22 protein-coding genes are annotated in these 25,401 nt (G+C 43.2%); 16 read left to right on the top strand and 6 right to left on the bottom strand.

The window, feature by feature from the left end:
• Nucleotides 1-146: 146 nt before the first annotated feature.
• The 3 genes from ACFOSV_RS07540 to ACFOSV_RS07550 all read left to right on the top strand — a co-directional run bounded on the left by ACFOSV_RS07540 (nucleotide 147) and on the right by ACFOSV_RS07550 (nucleotide 4,457).
• Nucleotides 147-2,702 (top strand): M14 family metallopeptidase, encoded by a 2,556-nt coding sequence (locus tag ACFOSV_RS07540; RefSeq protein WP_377904998.1) that lies wholly within the window; start codon nucleotides 147-149, stop codon nucleotides 2,700-2,702.
• Between the two features lie 128 nt (nucleotides 2,703-2,830).
• A complete protein-coding gene (locus ACFOSV_RS07545) occupies nucleotides 2,831-3,961 on the top strand; it encodes an amidohydrolase family protein (protein ID WP_377905000.1) in 1,131 nt (376 codons plus the stop codon).
• A 10-nt stretch (nucleotides 3,962-3,971) separates the two neighbouring features.
• The gene (locus ACFOSV_RS07550) at nucleotides 3,972-4,457 is read left to right on the top strand and encodes a hypothetical protein (protein ID WP_377905002.1); all 486 of its coding nucleotides are present in this window, start codon (nucleotides 3,972-3,974) and stop codon (nucleotides 4,455-4,457) included.
• Here ACFOSV_RS07550 and ACFOSV_RS07555 read toward each other — a convergent pair whose 3' ends face one another.
• Nucleotides 4,458-5,834, bottom strand: a complete 1,377-nt coding sequence (locus ACFOSV_RS07555; RefSeq protein WP_377905004.1) for a methyltransferase RsmF C-terminal domain-like protein — start codon at nucleotides 5,832-5,834, stop codon at nucleotides 4,458-4,460.
• Nucleotides 5,835-5,907: 73 nt separating this feature from the next.
• On the opposite strand from ACFOSV_RS07555, the gene ACFOSV_RS07560 reads away from it, so the two are divergent.
• On the top strand, nucleotides 5,908-6,270 hold the full coding sequence (locus ACFOSV_RS07560; RefSeq protein WP_377905006.1) for a DUF1304 domain-containing protein: 363 nt from the start codon (nucleotides 5,908-5,910) through the stop codon (nucleotides 6,268-6,270).
• 27 nt (nucleotides 6,271-6,297) lie between these two features.
• Here ACFOSV_RS07560 and ACFOSV_RS07565 read toward each other — a convergent pair whose 3' ends face one another.
• Together ACFOSV_RS07565 and ACFOSV_RS07570 are read right to left on the bottom strand one after the other, a co-directional pair.
• The gene (locus tag ACFOSV_RS07565; protein ID WP_377905010.1) at nucleotides 6,298-7,824 is read right to left on the bottom strand and encodes a magnesium chelatase; all 1,527 of its coding nucleotides are present in this window, start codon (nucleotides 7,822-7,824) and stop codon (nucleotides 6,298-6,300) included.
• 2 nt (nucleotides 7,825-7,826) lie between these two features.
• On the bottom strand, nucleotides 7,827-8,927 hold the full coding sequence (locus tag ACFOSV_RS07570; protein WP_377905012.1) for a vWA domain-containing protein: 1,101 nt from the start codon (nucleotides 8,925-8,927) through the stop codon (nucleotides 7,827-7,829).
• 59 nt (nucleotides 8,928-8,986) lie between these two features.
• On the opposite strand from ACFOSV_RS07570, the gene ACFOSV_RS07575 reads away from it, so the two are divergent.
• From ACFOSV_RS07575 to corA, 3 genes are read left to right on the top strand one after another with little or no spacing between them, the layout of a single operon-like run.
• On the top strand, nucleotides 8,987-9,208 hold the full coding sequence (locus ACFOSV_RS07575) for a hypothetical protein (RefSeq protein ID WP_377905014.1): 222 nt from the start codon (nucleotides 8,987-8,989) through the stop codon (nucleotides 9,206-9,208).
• 35 nt (nucleotides 9,209-9,243) lie between these two features.
• Nucleotides 9,244-10,179, top strand: coding sequence for a tRNA epoxyqueuosine(34) reductase QueG (queG, locus tag ACFOSV_RS07580; RefSeq protein ID WP_377905016.1), 936 nt, complete (start codon nucleotides 9,244-9,246; stop codon nucleotides 10,177-10,179).
• Entirely contained in the window at nucleotides 10,172-11,284 is a 1,113-nt protein-coding gene (corA, locus tag ACFOSV_RS07585) for a magnesium/cobalt transporter CorA (protein ID WP_377905018.1), read from the top strand. The genes queG and corA overlap by 8 nt, the downstream gene beginning before the upstream one ends.
• On the opposite strand, the gene nadC is transcribed toward corA, so the two are convergent.
• On the bottom strand, nucleotides 11,281-12,138 hold the full coding sequence (nadC, locus tag ACFOSV_RS07590; RefSeq protein WP_377905019.1) for a carboxylating nicotinate-nucleotide diphosphorylase: 858 nt from the start codon (nucleotides 12,136-12,138) through the stop codon (nucleotides 11,281-11,283). The two genes, corA and nadC, sit on opposite strands and share 4 nt — an antisense overlap.
• 51 nt (nucleotides 12,139-12,189) lie before the next feature.
• The gene (locus ACFOSV_RS07595; protein ID WP_377905020.1) at nucleotides 12,190-12,582 is read right to left on the bottom strand and encodes a DUF4783 domain-containing protein; all 393 of its coding nucleotides are present in this window, start codon (nucleotides 12,580-12,582) and stop codon (nucleotides 12,190-12,192) included.
• Nucleotides 12,583-12,703: 121 nt separating this feature from the next.
• Here ACFOSV_RS07595 and gpmI point away from each other — a divergent pair, with 121 nt between their 5' ends.
• Both gpmI and ACFOSV_RS07605 read left to right on the top strand, forming a co-directional pair.
• Nucleotides 12,704-14,230, top strand: a complete 1,527-nt coding sequence (gpmI, locus tag ACFOSV_RS07600) for a 2,3-bisphosphoglycerate-independent phosphoglycerate mutase (protein WP_377905022.1) — start codon at nucleotides 12,704-12,706, stop codon at nucleotides 14,228-14,230.
• The gene (locus tag ACFOSV_RS07605; RefSeq protein ID WP_377905024.1) at nucleotides 14,227-14,796 is read left to right on the top strand and encodes a hypothetical protein; all 570 of its coding nucleotides are present in this window, start codon (nucleotides 14,227-14,229) and stop codon (nucleotides 14,794-14,796) included. Before gpmI ends, ACFOSV_RS07605 begins: the two co-directional genes overlap by 4 nt.
• A gap of 19 nt (nucleotides 14,797-14,815) precedes the next feature.
• Here ACFOSV_RS07605 and ACFOSV_RS07610 read toward each other — a convergent pair whose 3' ends face one another.
• The gene (locus ACFOSV_RS07610) at nucleotides 14,816-16,489 is read right to left on the bottom strand and encodes an amidase (RefSeq protein WP_377905026.1); all 1,674 of its coding nucleotides are present in this window, start codon (nucleotides 16,487-16,489) and stop codon (nucleotides 14,816-14,818) included.
• Between the two features lie 74 nt (nucleotides 16,490-16,563).
• Here ACFOSV_RS07610 and ACFOSV_RS07615 point away from each other — a divergent pair, with 74 nt between their 5' ends.
• The 7 genes from ACFOSV_RS07615 to ACFOSV_RS07645 all read left to right on the top strand — a co-directional run bounded on the left by ACFOSV_RS07615 (nucleotide 16,564) and on the right by ACFOSV_RS07645 (nucleotide 25,398).
• Nucleotides 16,564-17,004 carry a hypothetical protein gene (locus ACFOSV_RS07615; RefSeq protein ID WP_377905028.1) on the top strand — a complete coding sequence of 147 codons (441 nt, stop codon included), beginning with the start codon at nucleotides 16,564-16,566 and terminating at the stop codon, nucleotides 17,002-17,004.
• Between the two features lie 21 nt (nucleotides 17,005-17,025).
• Nucleotides 17,026-17,838, top strand: a complete 813-nt coding sequence (locus ACFOSV_RS07620; protein ID WP_377905030.1) for a hypothetical protein — start codon at nucleotides 17,026-17,028, stop codon at nucleotides 17,836-17,838.
• 169 nt (nucleotides 17,839-18,007) lie between these two features.
• A complete protein-coding gene (gene polA / locus ACFOSV_RS07625) occupies nucleotides 18,008-20,851 on the top strand; it encodes a DNA polymerase I (RefSeq protein WP_377905032.1) in 2,844 nt (947 codons plus the stop codon).
• Nucleotides 20,852-20,854: 3 nt separating this feature from the next.
• Nucleotides 20,855-22,228 (top strand): DNA repair protein RadA, encoded by a 1,374-nt coding sequence (gene radA / locus ACFOSV_RS07630; protein ID WP_377905034.1) that lies wholly within the window; start codon nucleotides 20,855-20,857, stop codon nucleotides 22,226-22,228.
• Nucleotides 22,229-22,262: 34 nt separating this feature from the next.
• Nucleotides 22,263-23,156, top strand: a complete 894-nt coding sequence (locus tag ACFOSV_RS07635) for an NAD-dependent epimerase/dehydratase family protein (RefSeq protein ID WP_377905036.1) — start codon at nucleotides 22,263-22,265, stop codon at nucleotides 23,154-23,156.
• Nucleotides 23,157-23,286: 130 nt separating this feature from the next.
• Nucleotides 23,287-24,297: a hypothetical protein gene (locus ACFOSV_RS07640; protein ID WP_377905038.1), complete on the top strand. Its 1,011-nt coding sequence runs from the start codon at nucleotides 23,287-23,289 to the stop codon at nucleotides 24,295-24,297.
• Between the two features lie 6 nt (nucleotides 24,298-24,303).
• Nucleotides 24,304-25,398 carry a lipid II:glycine glycyltransferase FemX gene (locus ACFOSV_RS07645; protein ID WP_377905040.1) on the top strand — a complete coding sequence of 365 codons (1,095 nt, stop codon included), beginning with the start codon at nucleotides 24,304-24,306 and terminating at the stop codon, nucleotides 25,396-25,398.
• The last annotated feature ends 3 nt before the right edge of the window (nucleotides 25,399-25,401 follow it).

The raw sequence follows: 25,401 nt of genomic DNA on the forward strand, positions 1-25,401 counted from the left end.
TTATTTTTGCCACTGAACGAAAATAACTTTTCCCAAGGGAAAATTGTAAGACTTTTACATAAAATCTGTATTGATTCGTTATCGAGTCGGCCTTTAGGGATAGGATTTTCAAATTTAACTTAGCCAAAAATTCAAATTTGCTGAAAATGAAAAAAATAGTTGCTCTCTTTCTTTTTATCTCTTGGTCTTTGGGCAGTCAGGCCCAAGTGGACCTCTCCTACTATTTGCCGCAAGGCTATACTTATAATCCTTCAGTACCTACTCCAGAGCAGGTCTTGGGGTATCAAGTCGGTGAATGGCATGTAACTCATGACCAATTGGTGATCTACATGAAAGCAGTAGCCGAAGCTTCCGATCGCGTGAAGTTTGAAGAAACTGGACGGACCTACGAGAAAAGACCACAGACTTTATTGACTATTTCTGCACCAAGCAATCTTGCCAAAATCGATCAAATCAAAGCCGATCGTAAAAAGCTCAGAGACCCAAATGCATCAATTGACACAGAAAATATGCCCGTAGTGATGTTTATGGGCTATTCAGTGCATGGGAATGAAGCTTCTGGCGCAAACGCTTCTTTGCTCGCTGCTTATCACTTTGCTGCCGCAAATGAAATCGAATCAGAGCTTCAAAATATCGTACTACTTCTTGATCCTGCCATCAATCCTGATGGGGTAAATCGCTTTGCTTCTTGGGTGAATTCATTCAAGGCCTATAACCTGAATGGAGATCCAAACGGAATTGAATACAACGAAGCTTGGCCTAGAGGGCGTACGAATCACTATTGGTTTGACCTCAATAGAGATTGGCTGCCAGTGCAGCATCCAGAGTCCAGAAACCGAGTTCGGGTGTTTCAAGATTGGCTACCGAATATTCACCTCGATTTTCACGAGATGGGCACGAATAGCACCTTTTTCTTCCAGCCAGGAATTCCTTCTCGCGTTCACCCTTTGACTCCAGAGAAAAACATGCAGCTTACCGAAAAAATCGGAACCTATCACGCCAAGGCTCTTGATGCCATTGGCTCGCTTTATTTTACGCGGGAGAGCTACGATGATTTTTACTATGGAAAAGGTTCTACTTATCCTGATGTGCAAGGCTCAATCGGAATTCTTTTTGAGCAAGCCAGTGCCAGGGGGCATTTACAGGAAAGTGATAATGGAATGTTGAGTTTTCCTTTTGCGATCAGGAATCAGTTTACCGCAAATCTTTCTTCCTATAAAGCTGCTATAGAAATGCGACAAGAGTTGAACGCTTGGATGCAGGAATTCTATGATGACATTGCTTCCGAATCTGAGGCAGATGTAAATAAGGCCTACATTTTTGGAAGTCAAGATGATGATGCTCGAAGCTTTCATCTGGCTGATTTGATCTTGCAGCATGATATTGAGGTGTTCAAGTTAAAAGAAGACATCTCTGTCAATGGACAAGAATACCAAGCCGAAAACGCTTATATCGTACCAGCCAATCAGCCTCAGTATCGCTTGATTAAAGCGATGTTTGAAACCAGAACGAGCTTTCAGGATAGTCTTTTCTACGATATCTCAGCTTGGACATACCCTATGTCTTTCAATCTAGATTACATGGCACTAAACAGTAAAATCCTGAATCTAGCCAATGTACAACAAGTGGATAAAGCATTTCATACCTTGAAGTCTGGACGAGTTTTAGGTACGCCCGGAGCCTATCAATATGCCCTACCGTGGACAGATTATTATGCACCAAAAGCTGCCTTTGATTTGATGGAAAACGGATTTAGAGTACGGGTGGCGACTGAAGCATTTGCTACTGCAGAAGGGCAAGAGTTTGGTCGAGGCACCTTGTTAATTGATGCGGGAGAGAGCGGCCTCGATTCGAATGAGTTTTTTGCAAAACTCCAAGAAATCGCTACAGAAGCAAACGTAGATATCCATGCACTTAGCAGTGGGTATACCTCAGGAGTCAATCTTGGTTCTCGTACCATTTTACCACTTAAAAAACCAGAAATTGCCCTTTTGGTAGATGGAGGAGTGGACAGTTATGAAGCGGGTGAGATTTGGCACTTACTCGATCAGCGCTATGAAATGCCAGTGACTTTGTTACCAATGGATCGTGTTCGGAGTTCTACGATTGATCGCTATAACGTGATTTTGATGCCTGATGGCAACTATGGTGGGCTTGGCAAATCAGGTGCAAATGCCCTTCAATCTTGGGTTGCTTCAGGAGGAACACTTTTAGCAAAAGGTGGTGCCTTACGATTTTTGGCAAGTAACGAGATCGGTGACTTCAGCTTCAGAGATCGACTTGAGGAGGCTCCGGCACTTCAAAAGAGCTATGCAGATTATTCCAATGCTACAGGGGCAAAAGTGACAGGTGGAGCTATTTTCAATGCCATTTTGGACACGAGCCATCCCGTTGGTTTTGGATATACTAAACCCGAAATCTATACCTTCAGAAATGATAATCTGTGGATGGAGCCATCCAAAAACCCTTATGCAAATCCTTTGGTTTACACAGATGAGCCTTTAGCTTCTGGTTATTTACACCCTTCCAATCTAGAGGGTCTTAGAAATGGTTCTGTGATTCGTGTATCTGGAGTAGGTAGAGGAAGAATCATTGGTTTTGCCGATAACATGAACTTCAGAGCCTTTTGGTATGGTACCAATAAGCTTTATGCCAACGCAATTTTCTTTGGACAGATCATCGACGGAGGAACAACTAGATAAGGCTTAGAGAATCTACTACAGAAACCCCGGGGATTTGACTCTCGGGGTTTTTTGTTGCCACGATTATGTGAAAGGTTAGGCTTTGAGCCAGAAAAGTGATTATTTGTATGTGTTCAAAAACTAATTCTATGCGTTTTATTCCAATTAGAAGCCTTTTCGCTTGCCTTCTGTCTCTTTTTCTCTTCGTAACTTTCTCTGCATTGGGCCAAGACATTACTTTCGAGGAGTATAATCCACCGTCAACTTTGAAGGTGCCAGAGCATATTTTGACCAAGGCGAAGTTTCCCTTTGTGGATATCCATAGCCATCAGGGAGGTATTGATGAAGCCAAAATTGACGGGCTTCTTTCTGAAATGGAGGAATTGAATATGGGAGTTCTGGTCAATTTAAGTGGTAGAGGTTTCGGTCGAGGTACCAGTAATTCCCAGCAAGATTACATTCGATCCATGTTGAAGGAATTTGAAACTCATGCTCCCGGACGATTTATGGTTTTCACCAACCTTAATTTTGCCGGCTTTGGGGATGAAAACTGGACTAGAATTGCAGTGAAAGAATTGGAAGAAGATGTTCAAGCGGGTGCAGTTGGCTTGAAAATATACAAAAGCCTAGGCCTATCGGTAACCGATATCAATGGGATTCGAGTGCCGGTCAATCATCCGGATCTAGACCCTGTTTGGGCAAAAGCTGGAGAATTGGGTATTCCTGTTTTGATTCACTCAGCCGATCCTGCACAGTTTTGGGAGCCATTTGACGCGAATAACGAGCGCTGGCTTGAGCTAAAGCTAAGGCCAAATAGAAAGCGAAGTGATACTGATCCGGCCCCTTTTGAGCAGATAATCTCTGAGCAGCATGATGTTTTTGCGAAGCATCCTGGTACTACTTTTATCAATGCGCATATGGGCTGGATGGCCAATGATCTGGATAAGGCGGAAGCACATTTGGAAAAATATCCGAATGTGAATTTTGGGATCGGAGCAGTGATTGCCGAATTTGGGAGGCAGCCACGCCGAGCGAAGGCATTTTTTGAAAAATATCAGGATCGAATTCTTTTTGGGAAAGACGCTTACAATAAAGAAGAGTTTCACACCTATTTCCGCGTTTTAGAGACTGAGGATGAATATTTTCCTTATTACAGAAAGTATCATGCCTACTGGAAAATGTACGGATTGGGGCTTTCTGATGAGGTTTTGAAAAAAGTGTATTACAAAAACGCTTTGCGGATCGTCCCAGGAATGGATAAAACTTTATTCCCAGATTGAGTTTCCTCAGATGAAGAGTTTTCAACATGTCAACCAATCTTTTTGGACTCGAGGATCGACTATACCAGGGGTTATTTCGCTTTTGGCTGGTATTGGAGTTCTGCTTAGTCCGCTATTTGGAGTTGAAGCCAGTTTGAAAATTTGGCTCGTTGGAGGGATAGCCGTGATTTTGGGACTGCTTATCCTTAGTACTTTCTCGGGTGTAGAGATTGATTTTGACAAAAAGCGCTTCAAAAAGTTCGATCGAATTGCCGGATGGAAATTTGGACAGTGGGAGGATTTATCCGCAGTGAATCGTCTGGACGTGATACAGCATGAGTATCGCAGTTCAAATATTCCGAATGGAGTTTCTCCAACCTTATCTGGGGTAGTTTTGGTGCATAAACTCGTGTTTCTTTCCTCGGATCAAGTGGTTTTAGAGTTAGATCATACTAGTTCCCAAAAAGCAACCCAGTCTTTAGGGAAAATCAAAAAAGGCTTGAGGCTACCCGTTTAATCAAAGCCGGATTCTCCATTCTTTGGGATAATAATTATTGACGCGATTACCCAAATTTTTCACCCAGCCCAGCCCTTTCCCTTGGTAGGTAATCAGTACCCAACCTTCGGGCAAATTATTTTGCTCGAGTTCCTGCTTTCTTAAAAAAGTCAAGGCCTCCTCTAGTTCTAAATCTTTTTTAGCAAAGCCTTCTTTTGGCAAAGTGCTCATTGCCCAGGCAGTGGTTGGGAGCCAATGATCACCTTGTTTTTTACCTAGTTCTACACCGAAATAACGTACATTCAGTGCAGAAAGAATGGCTTCGAAATGTGGTACAAAACTCTGATTGACCCGAAAGAGAGAATCGTTTAGACTGTAATATTTCCCAGTTCCGTCCATTCCCAATTCTTCATCGAGCGCCTCAGAATCCTTCTTCCAAATTTCTTTTAAAAAGGGATGCTTGAAATCTTTCGATTTTTTTGGATCAAAGCTGTAGGTGTCTGTGGGTCTTTTGAGCACAGAAACGAAAAAGCCTTCGCCTGGTACTAAGTGCGGGAAAAAGCGGTAGCCATAAAAGTCCTCATCATCAGCAGAAATGCTAGATTCACGAATGCCCCATTGTGAATTCAGAGGAAGTCGAACCGGCTCGAAGGAAAACTCATTCACCAGGAATTGGATCATTTCCTCATTCTCTTTTTGATTGAATGTGCAAGTGGAATAGATCAGATACCCTCCAGCTTTGACCAAGGCGCCTGCTTGATCCAAAATCCGTGTTTGACGAGCTGCGCAAAGCTGCACATTGTCTGGAGACCACTCATTCCGAGCTTTTGGGTCTTTTCGAAACATACCCTCTCCTGAGCAGGGAGCGTCGATAAGTACCAGATCAAAAAAGCCCTCTAAGTCTGAGAAATGTTCCGGATCATTGTTTGTGACCACACAATTTCCCAGGCCCCATTTAATGATATTTTCTTTTAGAATTTGGGCTCTGGATTGAATTACTTCATTTGCTACAAGCAGACCTTCGTCCCCAAGATAAGCCGAAAGCAAGGTGGATTTTCCACCTGGAGCGGCCGAAAGATCCAGATAAACGCCTTTAGGTATTGAAATTGAATTCAGAATCCAATCCAAAAACATGGATGAGGATTCCTGCACATAGTAAGCTCCGGCATGTAGCGCAGGGTCGCGAGTAAAAGAGGGCCGCTTGCTCAGAAGATATGCGTTTTCACACCAGGGAACAGGTTGGCTGCCCACAGGAATCAATGGAGATTTTTTGGGATTGAGACGAATGGAAGTCTTGGAGTTTTCATCCACTGCATCGGCAAAAGCCTGATATTCTACCTCACCGAGCAGCTCACGCATCTGATCTTGAAAGGGGGATGGAAGCTCAATTTTTGACATAGGGTAAAGATAAATGTTCTTTGAATTTCAGAGAGGATTGACTTGAAAAATGTATTTTGAAAAAAAATAGACTATGGAGCTAGCCAGTAAAATCATCATTGCCCTCGTGGCACTTTTGCATCTCTACTTTTTATACTTTGAGATGTTTGCCTGGGAAACCGTAGGGCGAAAAATATTCAGACAGTTTCCGAAGGAGTTTTTTCCAAAAACCAAAACTTTGGCTGCGAATCAGGGACTCTACAATGGGTTTTTAGTGGCTGGTTTAGTTTGGTCATTCTTTATCTCGGACCCGGAGTGGTCTAGAAATGTGGCCTTATTTTTCCTCAGCTGTGTAGTTGTGGCGGGTGTCTATGGAGCATTGACAGCCAGCAAAAAGATTTTTTGGATTCAGGCGATGCCTGCTTTGCTGGGGATAGGTTTGATCTTGCTGAAATAAAAAAAGAGCCTTTCGGCCCTTTTCCTTTTAGTTAAATTCATCTTCATCAAAGTCCTCATCGGCTCCCGAGCCCATATCAAACATGGAGCTAAACAAGTCCTTGAATTGGAGTCCAGTGTCTAGTAAATTTTTACTCAATTGCGAGTACTCTGCTAGGCCATGAAGTGCAAACTCCATAAAGAATTCCTTCTCTTTCTCCGGTAGGCTTTTCACCATTTGGGTGACCACCTGCTCCAACCCGGGAACGTCATGTAAGGCTTGCTTGTACTCCTTATCTGACTGAGAGGCCAGAATATCCAATACATTTCCCTCACCAAACCAAGATAAGGGTAAGACGTACGGATTGCCTTCTTTGTCTTTTTTCTTTTGTTCGGGACTTGGGAAATAATTTACAAACTGGGTTCGTATGGCCTTGCCGATTAAATTATAGGCGACCAATCCAGCACCTTCTTGCTCCCCCTCATAGACTAGCTCCACCTTGCCGGTGATCGCTGGGATTACTCCAATGAGGTCAGCAATACGTATCACGGTGGAATTCTCTCCATTCATATAAAGCCTTCGCTCTGCTGCTGATATCAAGTTTTCATAAGCCGAAATGGTCAAACGAGCAGAAACACCACTCTTTTCATCCACATATTCAGAGCCTCTAGCTTCTATTGCTATTTGTTCGATAAGGTCTTGCATCAGTGCAGGCACATGAATCTGATCTACGGGCTTACCCTTTAAGTTGGCCTCCTGAGCTGTGATTTTCTTCCCGATCTCGATAGATTTAGGATAATGCGTAATAATCTGACTCTCGATACGGTCCTTCAGTGGAGTCACGATGCTTCCCCGATTGGTATAGTCCTCAGGATTTGCAGTAAACACAAACTGAATATCTAGCGGCAGTCTCAATTTGAAACCTCGAATTTGAATGTCCCCTTCCTGCAAAATATTAAAAAGGGCCACCTGGATTCTAGCCTGCAGATCGGGTAATTCATTGATGACGAAAATGGATCGGTGTGATCGGGGGACAAGTCCATAGTGGATCACGCGCTCATCGTCGTAGGAAAGCTTCATTGTAGCTGCCTTGATGGGGTCCACATCACCGATCAAATCTGCCACAGACACATCTGGAGTGGCCAATTTTTCGGTATAGCGTTGCGATCTGTGCCACCAAGAGATGGGAGTGTCGTCCCCTTTTTCTTCGATTTGATGCTTTGCAAAGGAAGTAAGTGGCTGCAAAGGATCATCATTTAATTCTGAACCATAGACCACTGGCACATATTCATCCAGAAGTAAGGTCATCATCCTTGCGATCCGGGTTTTCGCCTGACCACGAAGGCCGAGCAAGTTGATGTTATGTCTAGAAAGAATCGCCCGCTCAATATCGGGAATCACCGTATCCTCATAGCCCCAAATGCCTTCGAATACATTTTCTTTCGCCCGGATTTTCTGAATCAGGTTGTCTCGAAGCTCTTCTTTGATTGATTTGGGGACATAGCCACTGGCCTTCAGTTGGCCCAATGTTTTTATTTTCAGGAGATCTTTAGAACTCATGTTTTGGTATTCCATGCTTAAAAGCGTTTGGTTCGGTTTCGTCTATAATCTTCAAAAATCAGGTCGCCAAGGCCCTTTAGAGAGCTGTAGTAGGCGTTGCCATTATTTACTTTGGTGAATTCCTTCACAAATTCCTTCAGATATGGATCGGAAGCAATCATAAAGGTGGTTACTGGGATTTTCAGTTTTCTGCATTGGGCAGATAGCTTTAAGGTTTCGCTAAGAATCTTGCTATCGATCCCAAAGCTATTTTTGTAATACTTGATGCCTACTTTGAGACAGGTAGGTTTGCCATCGGTGATCATAAAGATCTGCTTGTTGGGATTTTTTCTCCTTCGGAGCAAATCCATCGCAAGTTCCAACCCGGCTACGGTATTCGTGTGATAAGGTCCCACCTGCAGATAGGGTAAATCTTTGATTTCAATTTGCCAGGCATCATTTCCGAAGACAATAATATCCAATGTGTCTTTAGGATAGCGGGTTTTGATGAGTTCGGCCAAAGCCATCGCCACTTTCTTCGCAGGAGTGATTCTGTCCTCTCCATAGAGAATCATGGAGTGAGAGATATCGATCATCAGCACCGTGGAGGTTTGCGAGCGAAACTCGTTTTCCTGCACCTCCAGATCTCCCTCCGTGAGCAAATAGTCTCCACCAATCCCGTGATTGGCCTGAGCATTTCTTAGCGAGTCCGTCAGGGCGATTTGGTCCAAGTTGTCACCAAATTCATAGGCTCGTCTATCGGTTCCTCGCTCCTCTCCTAGTCCACTATGTGTGGTTTTGTGCTGACCGGACTTCCCACGCTTGAGTTTGCCAAAGATTTCTTCAAGGGCTGACTTTCGTATCGTTTGCTCGGCTTTTCCTGTGATTTTAAACTCTCCTTTTTGGTTTTCCTCGGTTAGATATCCTTTCTCTTTCAAATCATCGATAAAGTCTCCGATTCCGTAGTTGTGATTGGTGAGCTGGTACTGCTTATCCAGATTGGTAAGCCAGCTAAGTGCCTCAGCCACATCTCCTCCAGTCATGGTAACTAGCTGAAGGAAGATATTTAGGAGGTTTTCAAAGGTATTCTTTTGAGGATCCTGAGTGGGGGTGTATTTCGTGAATCGAAATCCTTTCATGCGTTCATAACAACTTTCTGTGCCTACGAGTTTACCATCTGTATCAAATAAATGAAATAATGATCAACTATAAGACAGTAGTGGGGATTGTGACGGGAGCTTTGATAGTTTTTGTCACGTTGATTCAGTTTGAAGTGAGTTTGTTTTTGATTTGGCTACTGTTTTTGGCAGGGCCATTTCTGGTGATGTGGATGGTGTGGTCAGTGCTGGTGGCACCTGTAGAAATAAAGGAAACCTTCGACGAACAGTTTTATCAGGATCGGAGCAATCAGGAATTGTAATTTTTTTGATACTTTTCTGAAGTCATACCTCTTGCATGAGCCCTTCAGAAAAAAACGCTTCCTCAATAAAAACCACCGCAAAAAAATTAGGCTTTGACTTTTGCGGCATCGCCAAAGCTGAATTTCTTGAGGAGGAGGCGCCTCGACTAGAAGAATGGCTCAACAGAAACTATCAGGGTCAGATGTCCTATCTGGCCAATCACTTTGATAAAAGACTAGACCCACGAAAGCTGGTGCCTGGTGCCAAAACGGTGGTTTCTCTTGCTTACTCCTATTTTCCGGAGCAAGCTTTACCTGAAGGGCCAGAAAAAATCAAACTCGCCAAGTACGCCTATGGGGAGGACTATCACTTTGTAATCAAGGATAAGTTGAAAACTTTTCTGGAAATTCTTCGAAAAGAAGTGGGTGAAATTGAGGGGAGGGTATTCGTGGATTCGGCCCCAGTGATGGAGCGTCAATGGGCTCAGAAAGCAGGAATAGGATGGATCGGAAAAAATAGCTTATTGCTCAATAGGAAACAGGGGAGCTTCTTTTTTTTGGCTGAACTCGTCATAGATCTAGATGTAAAGCCGGACGATCCGATCACCAAAGACTATTGCGGCACTTGCACCAAATGTCTAGATGCTTGTCCTACGGATGCCATACTTGCACCTCAAGTGGTGGACGGCTCCAAATGTATTTCTTATCTTACCATTGAGCTGAAGGAGGAAATCCCGATGGAGTTTAAAGGCAAAATGGAAAATTGGGCTTTTGGATGCGATATCTGCCAAGATGTCTGTCCTTGGAATCGTTTTTCCAAACCACATCAAGAATCTAAGTTTGACCCTCCTGCGGAGCTGAAAGGGTTCACTAATCGGGATTGGGAAGAGATGACGGAGGAGACGTTTCGAAAGGTATTTAAGAAATCTCCGCTAAAAAGAACCAAGTTTTCTGGAATCAGCAGAAATGTAAGATTTTTAAAAAATGGCTAGAAAAAAAAGCATTTTGACTCGGGCAATGATTCCCGGCTTCAATCTTTTCAAGAAAAATAAAAGTAGCAAACTGGGATTGCCACCAGGGGCCTTGGTTTTTACTGGAGATAAGAAACTCGAGGAGCTGCACATTGAAGTCACCGAGTACAATGAGGAGAGCCTAGAGCAGCGGGCTTTAAGCTTAGAGGAGTTGCCAGAGATCCTTAAGTCTGTAAAAAATAAAGTGCTTTGGATCGACATCACAGGTCTACATGACATTGCCGCTATGGAGCAGCTGGGGAAGCTTTTTGGAATTCATCGCCTGAGTTTGGAGGACATTCTGGACGTAGACCAGCGGCCTAAAATGGAAGTGGTGCAAGATTATATTCACACCTCAGTCAAAATGATTCAGAAAATAGACAATTCAGGTCAGTTGGATCTGGAGCAGGTCAGTTTTGTACTGAAGGAGGGGCTTTTGGTCACCTTTCAGGAAAGGGAGGGGGATGTTTTTTCATTTGTTCGTGGCCGGTTGGCTACTGCCACAGGAAGTATCAGGAAACGAGGAGCGGATTATCTCCTTTATGCCTTGCTAGATTCGATAGTTGATAGCTACATAGTCATTTTGGAGGGGATTGGTCTTGAATTGGAAGAGTTGGAAAACTCAGCGATCAATAATCCGGGTGATGATACCTTAAACTCCATTTATTATCAGCGCAAGCAGCTTATGGGTATTCGTCGAGCTATTCACCCATTACGGGAGGTAAGTGGAATTTTCCAAAAGTATAGTGAACCTCACGTTTCAGTTGAAATTTTGCCTTTTTTGCAGGATTTAAACGAGAATATCACGCAGGTGATAGAAATGCTCGATAGTTATCGCGACCTCTCCAATAGCGTTTTGGATCTATGCATGAATGTGCTTTCCAATAAAATGAACAACGTCATGAAGGTCTTGACGGTGATCTCCACTATTTTCATTCCCTTGAGCTTCGTAGCCGGTGTATACGGGATGAATTTTGAATATATGCCTGAACTTCAATGGAAGCAGGGCTACTTTTTTGTTTTGGGAGGAATGGGATTAAGTATTGTGTTGATGCTGGGATTTTTCCGTTGGAAAAAATGGTTTTAAAAGGCCTTTAGGCTGATATCCATACTTTTCACGGAGTGTGTCAATGCTCCCATGGAGATGTAATCCACCCCGCATTCAGCTACGTCCACAAGAGTTTCCTCAGTGATTCCACCAGATGCTTCTGTTTTGCATGCTCCATTGATGATGGCTACAGCTTCACGCATGGTTGCATAGTCCATATTGTCGAGCATAATGCAGTCCACACCACCTACGGCTAGGGCTTCTCGCACCTCATCCAGATTTCTAGTTTCCACCTCCATTTTGAGGTTTAGTTGATGGTCTAGCAGATATTTTTGGGTGCTTTTTACGGCTTGAGTGATGCCTCCGGCAAAGTCCACATGATTGTCCTTCAGCATGATCATATCATAAAGTGCAAATCGGTGATTGATTCCTCCACCTATAGCCACTGCCCACTTTTCCATCAGCCGGAAATTAGGTGTAGTCTTGCGTGTATCCATCAATCTGGCCTTGGTGTGAAGGATTTTTTGGGTGAGCCCATTCGTCAGAGTGGCTATTCCACTCATGCGCTGCATGCAATTCAGCACCAGGCGTTCGGATGACAAAATACTGACCGCATCCCCATAAACACGAAGACCTATCTCTCCAAAAGTAACAGGCTGACCATCCTCGAGCAGTAGCTCAACTTCAAGTTTGGGGTCAAAAGTTTTAAAAATTCGCTCAGCCAGTTCTACTCCCGCTATGATTCCCTCCCCCTTGATGATGAGTTGTGCTTTTCCTGGCGTTCCCAGAGGGATAGAAGACAGGGAGGAATAGTCTCCAGGTCCGATATCTTCTTTGAAAGCGGATTGAATAAACTCATCCAGAGATTGTGGGGTAAGATATGGGAGATTCATATGGCAAAAATAGCCAAACAAATCAGGAATGAACCTAGGATGTGAAGGGATTTAAGCAGAAACAAATTCCAGACTATAGAGCCTGACTTGTTGTTTTTGATCGATGACTTTTAAAAAAACCTTATAAGAACCCCCATTACTTTGATAGTCACCAACATAGGAGCTTAGACTCGTACTGTTTTCACTTTTGTAAACTACAGAGAAGCTGGTGGGTGGGTTTTTCTTAAAAAACTCCTTTAAAACCTGTTCAGCTTGATTTTTTGAATAATTGCCCTGTTGCCCGTTGACATTGAGCTGAATACTCGAGTCAAAATACTCTGCTAAGTCACTGCTCGATCCTCGATCTAGAGCAGCGAAAATAGTTTCGACAGAATCCGCCTGTGAAACAACGCCTGCTGCTCCAAAATGAAGAAAAAAGGAAAGAAGAATCGAAAGGATAAACATCGACAGCCTTATGGCAAATACTAAGCCAAGACGATTTTTGAATGTTAAAATTTGCAGGTTATCCCAAAAAGTAGGTGAAATGAATCGGAGGCATTGGAGTGAAAAATAATATATTTGTCCCATGGAAAAGAAAGTACTTTTGATGATTTTGGACGGGTGGGGTTTAGAAACTGACGCTGAAGTTTCTGCTATTGCCAAAGCCAACACGCCTTTTGTAGACAGCCTTTACGAAAAGTATCCTCATGCCAAATTGGAAGCTAGCGGTCTAGCCGTTGGATTGCCTGAGGGTCAGATGGGAAATTCCGAAGTGGGACATATGAATATTGGCGCAGGCCGGGTAGTCTATCAGGATCTGGTCAAAATCAATCAGGCCGTAGCCAATGGAGACCTCAAAAATCATCCAGTGCTGACTGAAGCTTTCAAACAAGCCAAAGAAAATAAGAAAAAGGTACACCTGATCGGACTGGTGTCTGATGGAGGGGTGCATGCACATATTAAGCATCTTTTGGGTCTTTGTGATGCTGCCAAAGCCAATGAGGTCGAAGAGGTCTATATTCATGCCTTTACAGATGGCCGAGATACCGATCCGAAAAGTGGAATTAAGTTTATTGCTGAATTGCAGGATCACCTCAAGGATTCCGCAGGGCAAATTGCCAGCGTGACTGGCCGCTATTATGCCATGGATCGGGATAATCGCTGGGAGCGCGTGAAGCTTGCCTATGATGCGATGGTCAAAGGAGAGGGAGAAAAGTCGAGAGATATTCTAGCCAGTATCCGCAAATCCTACGAAAACAATGTGACGGATGAGTTTATACGGCCGATTATTGCTGCTGGAGCAGATGGAAAGCCTCGTGCCACAATTGAATCTGGTGACACGGTTATTTGCTTCAATTTCCGTACAGACCGAGGTAGAGAAATCACTCAGGTACTTACCCAGAAAGACTTCCCGGATTTTGGGATGACTAAACTCAAACTCAATTACATCACCTTCACCAATTATGATGAGAGTTTTGAGGGAGTAAAGGTTCTTTTTGAAAAAGATAATCTGAAAAACACCCTTGGAGAAGTCTTGCAGGGGGCGAAGAAAAAACAGATACGAATCGCTGAAACTGAAAAGTATCCGCATGTGACTTTCTTCTTTTCGGGAGGTCGAGAGAGCGAGTTTGAAGGAGAAAGCCGAATTCTTTGTCCTTCTCCGAAAGTGGCGACTTATGATCTCAAGCCTGAGATGAGCGCCTTTGAGATCGCCTCAAAAATCAAAAATGAACTCAAAAAAGAAAGCGCTGATTTTATTTGCTTGAATTTCGCCAACGCGGATATGGTCGGACATACCGGGGTTTTTGAAGCTGCGATGAAAGCCTGTGAGGCCGTGGATCAGTGCGCGAGTAGCGTGATCGATACTGCGCTGGCTCATGGCTACACCACGATCGTGATCGCTGATCATGGCAATAGCGACATGATGATCAATCCGGATGGCAGTCCAAATACCGCTCATACCACTAATTTGGTTCCCTTTATCATGGTTGATGATCAGGATAGGCTGGAAGTTCGTGATGGAAAACTTGGGGACTTAGCACCCACAATTTTGACTTTGATGGGGCTGGATATTCCCAAAGAAATGTCCGGTGAAATATTACTTAAATCATGAAGTTTCAAAATTTACTCTTAGTACTGCTCGCCTTTGCTTTTTATGCTTGCGGGTCTGACTTGGAAAAGGAGCAATCCGAAATGGAAGTCCTTCCATATTTCGATTTGTCAGGATTTATAGATAAAGAAGTATCAGAGCTTCCGGATTCTGTTTTGGTGAGCAAAGGAACCAGAGTCAATGGAGACCAGAAATTTGCCGATGTGGTGCTGTCTAGAGAGGATATCGCCAAGGAGCTGGAGATCTTTAAGGAAGCAGATATCAATAAGCCTACATTCGCGCTTTCTTATGAGACTCAAGTGAAGGGTAGATATTTGATCCATGAACTGAAAGACGGTGAAAAGGGAAAGCTGAAAACAATGACCGTCACCTATGGTAACGATGAAGTCACGGGCTTAACCATTAAAATGAAGGAAGAGAATATCTTTTATTCCTCTACCACCATTGCATCTCTTTACTTATCCGCTAGAGGCTTTAACCTAGACCATTACTCGGTCGAGACCACTCAAAAGATTCGATGGATGGAGCCAAACAACATGAAAATTTCGGGAGTCCTTCGTATGGACTAATCCCGAAATTCTTCTCCGATTATCGATTGAATATAGGTGGTCTCTTAGCCTGCCAATCTGAATTATTTTGGATCAATTCTCCCAGCATCACCAGCTTCTCTTCGTCAAATAAATTTGCCAAAAGCGTGATAGAAGTAGGACTTCCTGAATTATTGAATCCATTCGGTAGACAAAGTGCCGGATGGCCCGTAAGGTTGGTAATTTGCAACTGAGGGTCTCCAAAAGTAGGTGTGACGATGACGTCATAATCCTTCATGACTTGATGGACTTCCTCTATCAGCAGGCTTCGTTGTCTAGCCATATTTACATAATCCACAGCGGAAATAAATCGTGCAGCGCGAAATAGGTTTGGCCAAGCACCTTTATGTTGTGCTACTAGCTGATCATCCCAACCCATACGAGTCAGTTCATCAAATGCAGCGGCACCTTCAGCCATGAGCATCATGACTATTGGGGTGGCATCTATTTTATTATCAAGCTTCACAGGATGGAGTTCTATTCCTTGGCTTCTGAGCAAGTCGAGAACAGCCAAATCATTTTTGTCTTTTCTTCGGTCAAAAAATGGTTCGAAATACCCGACTTTTAAGGATTTTACATCTTTTTCAGCAGAGTAATTGAAGGCTGCTGCGATGGTGCTGGGGTCCTGTGAGTCAGGTCCGTTGATGGCTGCAAGCACGATGGCATTGTCTAGGCTAGACCTTGAGATTGGTCCGATCTTGTCCATGGACCAACTCAGTGCCATTGCTCCAGCTTTACTCACACGTCCATAGGTGGGGCGAAGTCCTGTAACCCCATTTCTCGTGGAGGGAGAGACTATGGAGCCTAGGGTTTCCGTACCAATGGCAAATGGAACCAATCCAGCACTCACCGCAGATGCTGAGCCGGCAGATGATCCACTTGAGCCTTGGGATAGATTCCAAGGGTTTTTGGTCACACCACCGTACCAAACATCACCCATGGCTAGGGCGCCAAGGGTAAACTTACCCACAAGGACTCCTCCCGCTTCATCCAATTTTCTCACCACCGTCGCGGTTTCATCAATTTCTTGATCCTTATAGGGAGCAGCTCCCCAAGTGGTTTTAGTCCCTTTTACTGCGAGTAAATCTTTAATTCCATAAGGAATTCCATGTAGAGGACCACGGTAGTTTCCGGATTTTATCTCAGCGTCCATAGCACGGGCTTTTGCTAGTGCACTATCTTCCATCTGTGTGATCAGGCATTGCAAGGTGTCTGAGTAAGTTTTGATCCGGTTGAGGTAAATCTGCGTTAGTCGCTCACTACTCAGCTTCCCATTGCGGATCAACACTGCCAGATCATGAACCGGCATATATGCAATATCAGCTTCTCGTTCCGGTAAAGAGACATTTTGAGAAAGTCCCCAATTAATTTCCTTCTGATTTTGATCAGGTTCAAAACCCTTTGGGAGGGGATTGAAAAGTAGGGCAGGACTGACAGAGTTTTGGAGGGGAGTCTGCCGTAATTCCGCAAGATTTGACCGCTGTGTATTTAGTCTGCTGATCATGCTGTCTTTTTCGGCAGGGCTAAATTCCAATCCCAGAATTTCTGCTCCACCATCAATGCTTTGAAGCGTGATTTCTCCAGTCATTCGCCCTAAAGTGAAACCAAGTGAGAGAATTGCCATTGCACCAAGAGCCACAAATGCAGCCGATTTTAAGCTTTTATTATTTTTCATTGGATAGATTTGTATTTCTAAGAAACTTCGAGTGCCTCAAGGTGTTCAATAAGCAAAAGAAAATCAAACCGCTCATGGATCAGAAACCTTCTTTCCCAGTTTTTCCAATGTACTTCAGAGGCTTGTTATTGCTAGCCGGGATGTATACTGTGGCTTGGTCGGCATTTTTCAAATGGTTTGGGCCTACCCTTTTGGCTTGGCTTGCCATGGATTTACCAGCAAATGAGGGTCTGACTTCAAACTATTATGGCACTTTTGGATTAATTATTGGGGTGGTAATTTTCGTTAGCGCCTTTTATCCAGTCAGCTGGATAAAACTGATTTTGGCTGGAATTGTAGGTAAACTGATTTTAACACTTTGGTTTTCCATCGGTTATTTACCTGAATTGGGCTGGAATAAGCGAACAGCTTTTCATATCTTATTCAATGAAATTCTTTGGATGGTTCCTCTGGCCTTGATATTCTTCCGTGCTAAAGCAGTCAAGGAATACCTAGAGAAAAGCGAAAACACATAATTTGAATTAAAAACAAGAGAGATGAAAAAAACAGTGTTCTTAACCCTACTTATGCTGGTAAGTGTGATGACCTTCGCTCAAGAGGGTGATTTTGATAAAGTGGTGAAAGTGAATGGTGAAGAAATGATTGGAAAAGTAGTGTCTATTGATGATACAAGCATTCAGTTTATTTACAAGGGCGAATCACTCAAATACACCGTGGCAAAATCGGAGATCAACAAAATCCAATTTTCAAGTGGAAGGGTTCAGTTTTTTACAGAAGCTCCAACAGCTGAGACTTCAACAACAGCTGCCCAATCTACCGCAGGCCTCCAAGACCACCATAATCTAGTTGCAGTTTTACCATTTGACTATATGAATTCCGGCGGGTCTAGGGATGATAAGATGGGCCTGAAAGTTCAGTCAGATTGTTATACCTATTTGAGAAAAAAGGCGAAGCTTTTTACTATCCAAGATCCAATGACAACCAATGCGACCCTTTTAAAAAATAATCTTACACCGGATAATTTGATTGGTCTTACACCACAAGAGATGGCACATTTACTCGACGTAGAGTATGTGGTCTATGGCACTGTAGTGATTACTCAAACGGGCGTTACAAGTACTTCTAGTAATTCTTATAACAGTAAAAGTGACGGAAATCGATACTCGAGCTCCAATTTTGGATCTTCTTCATCGAGCGCCAGCTTTAACACCAATGTGGATTTAAAAATCTATAACGATCAAGGCCAAAATGTTTATTCAGATACCCATGATAGCTTTTGGCCATCTGAAAATGCTTACGAAGTCACTTTGAATTACTTGATTAAGCGTACTCCGCTTTATAGTAAATAGCCCTTTAAAATATGACAGAGCCCGTCTGAGTTTTTCAGTCGGGCTTTTTTTGTTTTTCTAATTCATAAATTCATGTCGTCAAGCCATAAAAAAACAGAGTCCTCACACCCCTTTTTTTAGTAACTTGAAGGCTTAAATAATTTCGAAATTTCTTTCAAAAAAGTATAAAATGTCCCAAAAACAGCCCTGTAAGCTTTTTTTACTCGATGCCATGGCACTGATTTACCGTGCCCATTTTGCCTTTAGCAAAAACCCAAGAATCAACTCCAAAGGACTGAATACCGGGGTGATGCTCGGCTTTACCAATACCCTTATTGAGATTCTCGATAAGGAAAAACCGAGTCATATCGGCGTGGCCTTCGATACGAAAGCACCTACTTTTAGGCATGAGCGATACGAGCCTTATAAGGCCAATAGACAAGAACAGCCCGAAGACATTGGGGTAGGGATCCCTTGGGTAAAGGAAATCGTAAAGGCATTCAACATTCCTATCCTTGAATTAGATGGTTTTGAGGCGGATGATGTGATCGGTACCCTAGCCAAAAAGGCCGAAAAGGAAGAATTTACAGTCTATATGATGACTCCGGATAAAGATTATGGTCAGCTGGTGGACGATCATATTTTTCTTTACAAACCAGCTTTCATGGGAAACGGCGTGGATGTGATGGGGCCACGTGAAATCTGTGAAAAATGGGATATCGAACGAGTGGATCAAGTCTGCGATATGCTTGGTCTTATGGGAGACTCTGTGGATAATATTCCTGGTATTCCTGGCATAGGTCAAAAGACTGCGGTGAAGCTTTTGAAAGCCTACGGTACGGTGGAGGAGCTTCTCAAAAACACAGAAGACCTCAAAGGAAAGCAGAAGGAAAATGTGGTGAATTTTGCCGAGCAGGGGCTTCTCTCTAAAGAATTGGCCACGATTAAAATTGATGTACCCATAGACTTTGTCGCCGATGAGTTGAAATACGAGGGATTTGATGAGGAAAAGCTGAAAGGCATTTTTTCAGAGCTTGAATTCAGGACTTTAGCCGCAAGAGTTTTCAAGTCCGCAGACAAAAAGGCTACCATCCGAAGCAATGAGCAGCTTGGGTTATTTGGCGAAGCTTCAGCCCCTTCCACGAGTATCGCACCTGTGTCTGAAGCGGAAGTGATGAGCTACGAAGAAGAAGCTGCGAACCCCTATGAGCAGGCCATCCCTGAATCCATCTTGACTTCCGGCGTTCATTACCATAAAGTTAAAGGCGAAATAGCCATCCAAAAACTGGTCGAATATATGTCATTGCAAAAAGAGCTTTGCTTCGATACAGAGACAACTTCCTTAAATGCAATGGAAGCGGAATTGGTAGGAATTGCATTTTCTTATGTGAAAGGTGAAGCATATTATTTGCCTCTTCCCGAGGATAGAGCGGAGGTAGATCAAATTCTAGCCATGCTGAAGCCGATTTTAGAAAATGAAAGCATTGTCAAGGTGGGTCAAAATATCAAATACGATCTCCTAGTGCTCAAAAACTACGGAATCGAGGTCAAGGGAGTATTATATGATACCATGCTTGCGCATTATTTGATTGAGCCCGAAGGCAAGCATTCCATGGATTGGCTCGCGCAGCAGTATTTGAATTACAAGACTGTTTCCATTGAGTCCTTGATTGGTAAAAAGGGCAAAAACCAAGGAAATATGCGGGATGTAGACGAGGATAAAGTAACTCCATATGCTGCAGAAGATGCGGATATTACTTTGAAGTTGAAATCGGTATTTGACCCACAGCTTAAGGAAAATAAAGTAGAGGAGTTGTTTTATGAGGTGGAAACGCCGCTGATTGATGTACTCGCCGCTATGGAATTTGAGGGAGTGAAGATTGATACTGAAGCTTTGGCTGAGCTCTCTACCGAACTCGAAAGAGATAGCCTGGAAATAGAAAAACGGGTTTATGAATTAGCCGGGGTTCGGTTTAATTTGGCTTCTCCCAAGCAACTTGGAGAAGTACTTTTTGATAAACTGGAACTTGATGCAAAGGCCAAAAAGACCAAAACGGGACAATATGCAACCGGTGAAGAGGTTTTGAGCAAATTGGCGGGAGAGCATGAAATTGCCCGAGCTATTTTGGATTATAGACAAATGGTCAAGTTGAAATCTACCTATGTGGATTCATTGCCACTTTTGATTAATCCTAAGACCAACCGAATTCACACTACTTACAATCAATTTGTGGCAGCAACGGGTAGACTTTCGTCGGTAAATCCAAACCTTCAAAACATTCCAATCCGAACGGAGCGAGGAAGAGAAATCCGAAAAGCCTTCGTACCTCGAGATGAAAATCATGTGCTTCTGGCGGCAGATTATTCACAGATTGAGTTGAGACTCATGGCAGTTTTTTCTAAGGATGAGTCTATGCTCGATGCATTCAAAAATGGAAAAGACATTCACTCGGCCACGGCTGCAAAAGTCTTTAAGGTTCCTTTGGAAGAAGTGACCTCAGATATGAGAAGAAAGGCCAAAACAGCCAATTTTGGTATAATCTACGGTATTTCAGCATTCGGGCTGTCGCAGAGACTAAGTATCCCAAGGGGAGAAGCCAAGGAGATTATCGACTCCTATTTCAGAGAATTCCCTGCGGTGAAAGAATACATGGATGGAATTATTGAAAAGGCCCGCACCGACGAATATGTGGAGACCATATTGGGCAGAAGGCGCTATCTCCGAGACATCAATAGCCGAAATGCAACCATGCGTGGATTTGCAGAGCGAAACGCAATCAATGCACCAATTCAGGGATCTGCCGCCGACTTGATCAAAGTCGCGATGATCCATGTTCACAATTGGATGAAGAAAGAAAAACTCAAATCAAAAATGATTCTTCAGGTACATGATGAATTGGTTTTTGACGCGCACAAGGATGAATTGGAGATTTTGAAAAAGAATATTCCCAGCCTGATGTCAGATGCCATTAAATTGGACGTGCCGATTATTGTCGAAGTAGGTGTCGGTTCTGATTGGCTACAAGCTCATTAATTTATGGCGAAAGTAAAGACGACTTTTTTCTGTCAAAACTGCGGTGCTCAAAGTGCCAAATGGATAGGTAAATGCCCCGCATGTGGAGAGTGGAATACTTACGTCGAAGAGATCGTACAAAAGGAAGAAAGCGGAAAAGGCACTTGGAAAACACCTAATTCTGGAAGTAAAAAGGCTAATTCACCGCGAAAAATCCACGAAGTCAAGTACGAGGAGCAGGCTAGATGGGTGACAGGAGATTCAGAATTGGACCGCGTACTTGGGGGAGGAATCGTACCGGGATCATTGGTTTTGATAGGTGGTGAGCCAGGTATTGGAAAGTCCACTCTGATGCTGCAAATCGCATTGATTCTGAGAGATAAGAAAATCCTTTATGTTTCTGGTGAGGAAAGTGAAGCTCAGATCAAAATGCGAGCGGATCGGATGGAGGCAAAAAATCCCGATTGCTTTGTTCTTTCAGAAACCACCACCCAGCATATTTTTCAACAAATTGAGTTACTAAAACCAGATTTGCTAATCATCGACTCGATTCAAACCTTGAATAGTCAGTATGTGGAATCTGCCGCTGGCTCTGTTTCCCAAGTGAGGGAATGCACAGCTGAGCTGATGAAATTTGCCAAGGAAACTGGGACTCCTGTTTTTTTGATTGGGCATATCACCAAGGATGGATCCATTGCTGGACCCAAAGTTTTAGAGCATATGGTAGATACGGTTTTGCAGTTCGAGGGGGACAGACATATGACTTACCGCATTTTACGAACCTCCAAAAACCGTTTTGGCTCCACCCATGAGTTGGGAATTTATGAAATGAGAGCAGAAGGACTTCGAACAGTCGCCAATCCATCAGAGATTCTTTTGACCCAACGGGAAGAAGTATTGAACGGTGTGGCCATTGGTGCAATGATGGAGGGAAACCGCCCCTTGCTTATCGAGATTCAATCTCTAGTGAGTCCGGCGACTTACGGAACTCCTCAACGGAGTAGCACAGGACATGATTCTAAACGACTGAATATGCTTCTGGCTGTACTCGAAAAACGTGGAGGAATGCGCCTAGGCCAGCAGGATGTATTTTTAAATGTAGCTGGAGGGATGAAGGTGGATGATCCTGCATTGGATTTGGCGGTTTGCGCTTCTTTGATTTCTAGCTATGAAGATACCCCCGTATCGCCAGACCTTTGTTTGGCAGGGGAAATAGGGCTAGGAGGAGAAGTGCGCGCCGTTTCGCGGATAGAAAATCGAATCGCCGAGGCAGAAAAGCTTGGCTTTAAGAGAATTATTGTTTCCAAATATGCCGTTAAAGGGCTTGACTTGAAAAAGTATCAAATTGAGGTGATCGCTGTGAGTAAACTGGAAGAGATGTATCAGCGCATCTTTTGAAATTGGAAACTGAAAACATTTAAAACGTCTGAACATGAGAATATTCTTTACCGGAGGATCAGGGAAAGCAGGAAAGCATGTGATTCCTTACCTTCTAGACCAGGGGCACCGGGTGATGAATGTGGATCTGAAGCCATTGGAATATCCAGGAGTAGACAATCTAATTGCTGATATCACGGATTCTGGTCAAATGTTTAATGCTATGAGTTCCTATGCGGGATTTGATGAACTCGAGCCGGGCACTGGGGTTCCTAAATTCGATGCAGTCGTTCATTTTGCTGCGGTGGCTAGGATTCTGATCAATCCAGATAATGAAACCTTTCGGGTGAATACCATCGGCACCTATAATGTAATCGAAGCAGCGGTGAAACTGGGGATCAAGAAGATCATTATCGCATCCTCTGAGACTACTTATGGTATTTGCTTTTCAGATGGTCAGACAAATCCTCATTCCCTACCCTTGGAAGAGGATTATGATGTGGACCCCATGGATAGTTATGGCCTTTCCAAGGTCGTCAATGAAAAAACTGCTCGTGCTTTCCAGCGTCGATCAGGTGTAGATATTTATGCCTTGCGGATAGGGAATGTGATTGAACCACACGAATACAAAGAACTCTTTCCTCATTATTTTAAGAATCCTGAGGTTCGACGAAGAAATGCCTTTTGCTATATAGATGCCCGAGATCTGGGTCAGATTGTTGATTTGTGTTTGCAAAAGGACGGTCTTGGCTATCAGGTTTTCAATGCGGGAAATGATCATAATGGAGCGATCATTCCGAGTAAAGAATTGGCCGAGCGTTTCTTTCCTGGAGTCCCTTTAACTCGAGAGTTAGGAGAGCATGAAGCTTTATTTTCCAATCGGAAGATAAAAGAAGTGCTAGGCTTCAAAGAACAGCACAACTGGAGGAAATACGTGAAACCACACTAATTGGTGTTTTCGCTAGATAATATCTTTAAGTCATCGTAAGAACCCTCATTCAGTATAAAAACAAGGAACCAATTAGCTTAGCAAAGCCAATAATGTTAAATTCATTTTATTCTAATAGTGAAACCTTCAAATGACCTTAAGCCTCCGTAAATCCCTCCCATTTTTCTGTCTTCTTTTGCCGCTTCCCATATTTGGGATTTTGGTTGGTTCGACAGAGTTTTTGCAAAGGGCTGATATTCTTTCCTTAGGTATTACGGTTGATCTGGTATTTGTGATTCCCTTTCTCTATTACCTACTGATTCGAAACCGAAAAATCCCTAAGACTACAGTCGTTCCTATTTTTATTCTTGGAGTGATATGCGCCACATTTATCCTTCCTGAGGGTAATCAATACTACCTCTCCTTAGTAAAAACTTGGCTTGTCCCTTTGGTCGAATTTACGGTAGTAGGGTTCGTGATTTTTAAAGTCCGCCAGATGATCATAAGTCACCGTCACAATTCAAATTCAGCTGATTTGGATTTCTATTCAGCTTTGAGTCAGACTTGTGAAGAAATCTTTCCATCTTTAGCAGCGAAGGCCGTGACCATGGAGGTGTCTATTTTTTACTATGGATTTTTTCATTGGGAGACCTCAATAGAAAAAGAGAATGCATTTAGCTATCACCGAGAATCATCGGCGAGAATTGTGCTTGGCATTTTAATTTTATTGGTTGTGACCGAGACTTTGGTTTTCCATATTTTAATTATGAATTGGAGTATGGTCGCCGCATGGATTCTTACTGGGCTCAGTGTCTATTCAGGGTTACAGGTTTTTGGCATATTACGTTCCTTGGCTGTTCGTCCCCACCTTGTTCAAAGAGATTCACTGGATTTGAGATTTGGGATTTTGAACCAATGTGCGGTCAATTTTGATGACCTTGCTACAATCGAAAAGTCTTCTCGAGAGCTCGAAGAAGGCACATTCAGTAATCTATCGCCCTTAGGCAGCATGGATCCTCATAATGTGATCATTGAATTCAAAACTGAACAGACAATTTCTGGACTTTATGGACGTGAGCAAAAGACTTCTCTTCTCACTATTCATGTTGACCGGCCAGATGATTTTGTAGCTGCTGTCAGGAGTAAAATGAAAAACCATTAACATTTGATGTCAAGAGCGAAGCTTACACTTTCTATATGCTCAGATGGTGAAAACTGGAGACTTTGGGATGAGTTTTTATCAGTGACCAAAAGAGGAATTTATCTTCAATCCAGCGACTGGTTGAAGAGCTACAAGGCGTATGGTTTTCAGTCCTTTTTGATCTTGGCAAAAAATGCTCAAGGATCCATACTTGGAGGAATGGGGGTGGTACTAGCGCAGACAGGGCCTTTCAAAGTATTAATTTGTCCATATGGGCCAATTTTGAATGAATCTGATCCATATCTTTATCAAAGCTTAATAGAGGAGTTTAAAATGGAGGGGAAGCGGAAGGGGGCCTTTTTAGCTCAGATTTCACTGCCCTTTGATGTGCAAAACACGGGTTGTTTTCCCGATCATTTCATTTCCAATGAACTCTCGGAATTGAATATTTCAGAATCTGGTAAAGGTGTACTATTCAAGTATGTGACTGGAATAGATGGTGTCAGAGCGGTAAAGTTGAATTATGAGGGAAAAGGGTATGACCCTGTTTTTGAAAACTACAATTCGGGTTGCAGGAGAAATGTCCGTAAGTCTTCCACTTTTGGGCACGAGTTTTTATTGGCCGAGGAGGAAAAGGAGATAAGAGAAGCCTATGCTGTGATCGAGGCCAATGCAGAGAATCAAGGCTATGCCATACGGACTTGGGAAGAGTTTGGACCTACACTGCTTGACATGGTAAAAAATGGGGCCTGCTTGATCGCATTCTGTAAAAATCAAGACCAAATCAAGGGCGCCTTGGTAGTTTTCCAGTTTGGTAAGAAAATGCATTACATCATGGGTGGAACACTTAGAGAGGAGGTAGATCAGAAGGTGGGACATTTTTTGCATGACCAGATTATCCGTCTAGGGGTAGCCAAAGGCTTTGATTTCTATGACATTTCAATGGGAGGAAGTGACGGAGTGGTCCGATTCAAAGAAGGTTTTGGCGGCCAAGTGATTCCTTTAAATGACACCAGGTATTGGATTTTGAAGCCTGGATATTTTTGGATTTATCAAAAGTTGATGCCTTTTGTCCAACGCAATAAAAGAGTAATTGCCAGCCTTTTGAGTAAATCGAGGTAGTCT

This window comes from Algoriphagus namhaensis, from assembly GCF_042649705.1.
Taxonomy (GTDB): Bacteria; Bacteroidota; Bacteroidia; order Cytophagales; family Cyclobacteriaceae; genus Algoriphagus; species Algoriphagus namhaensis.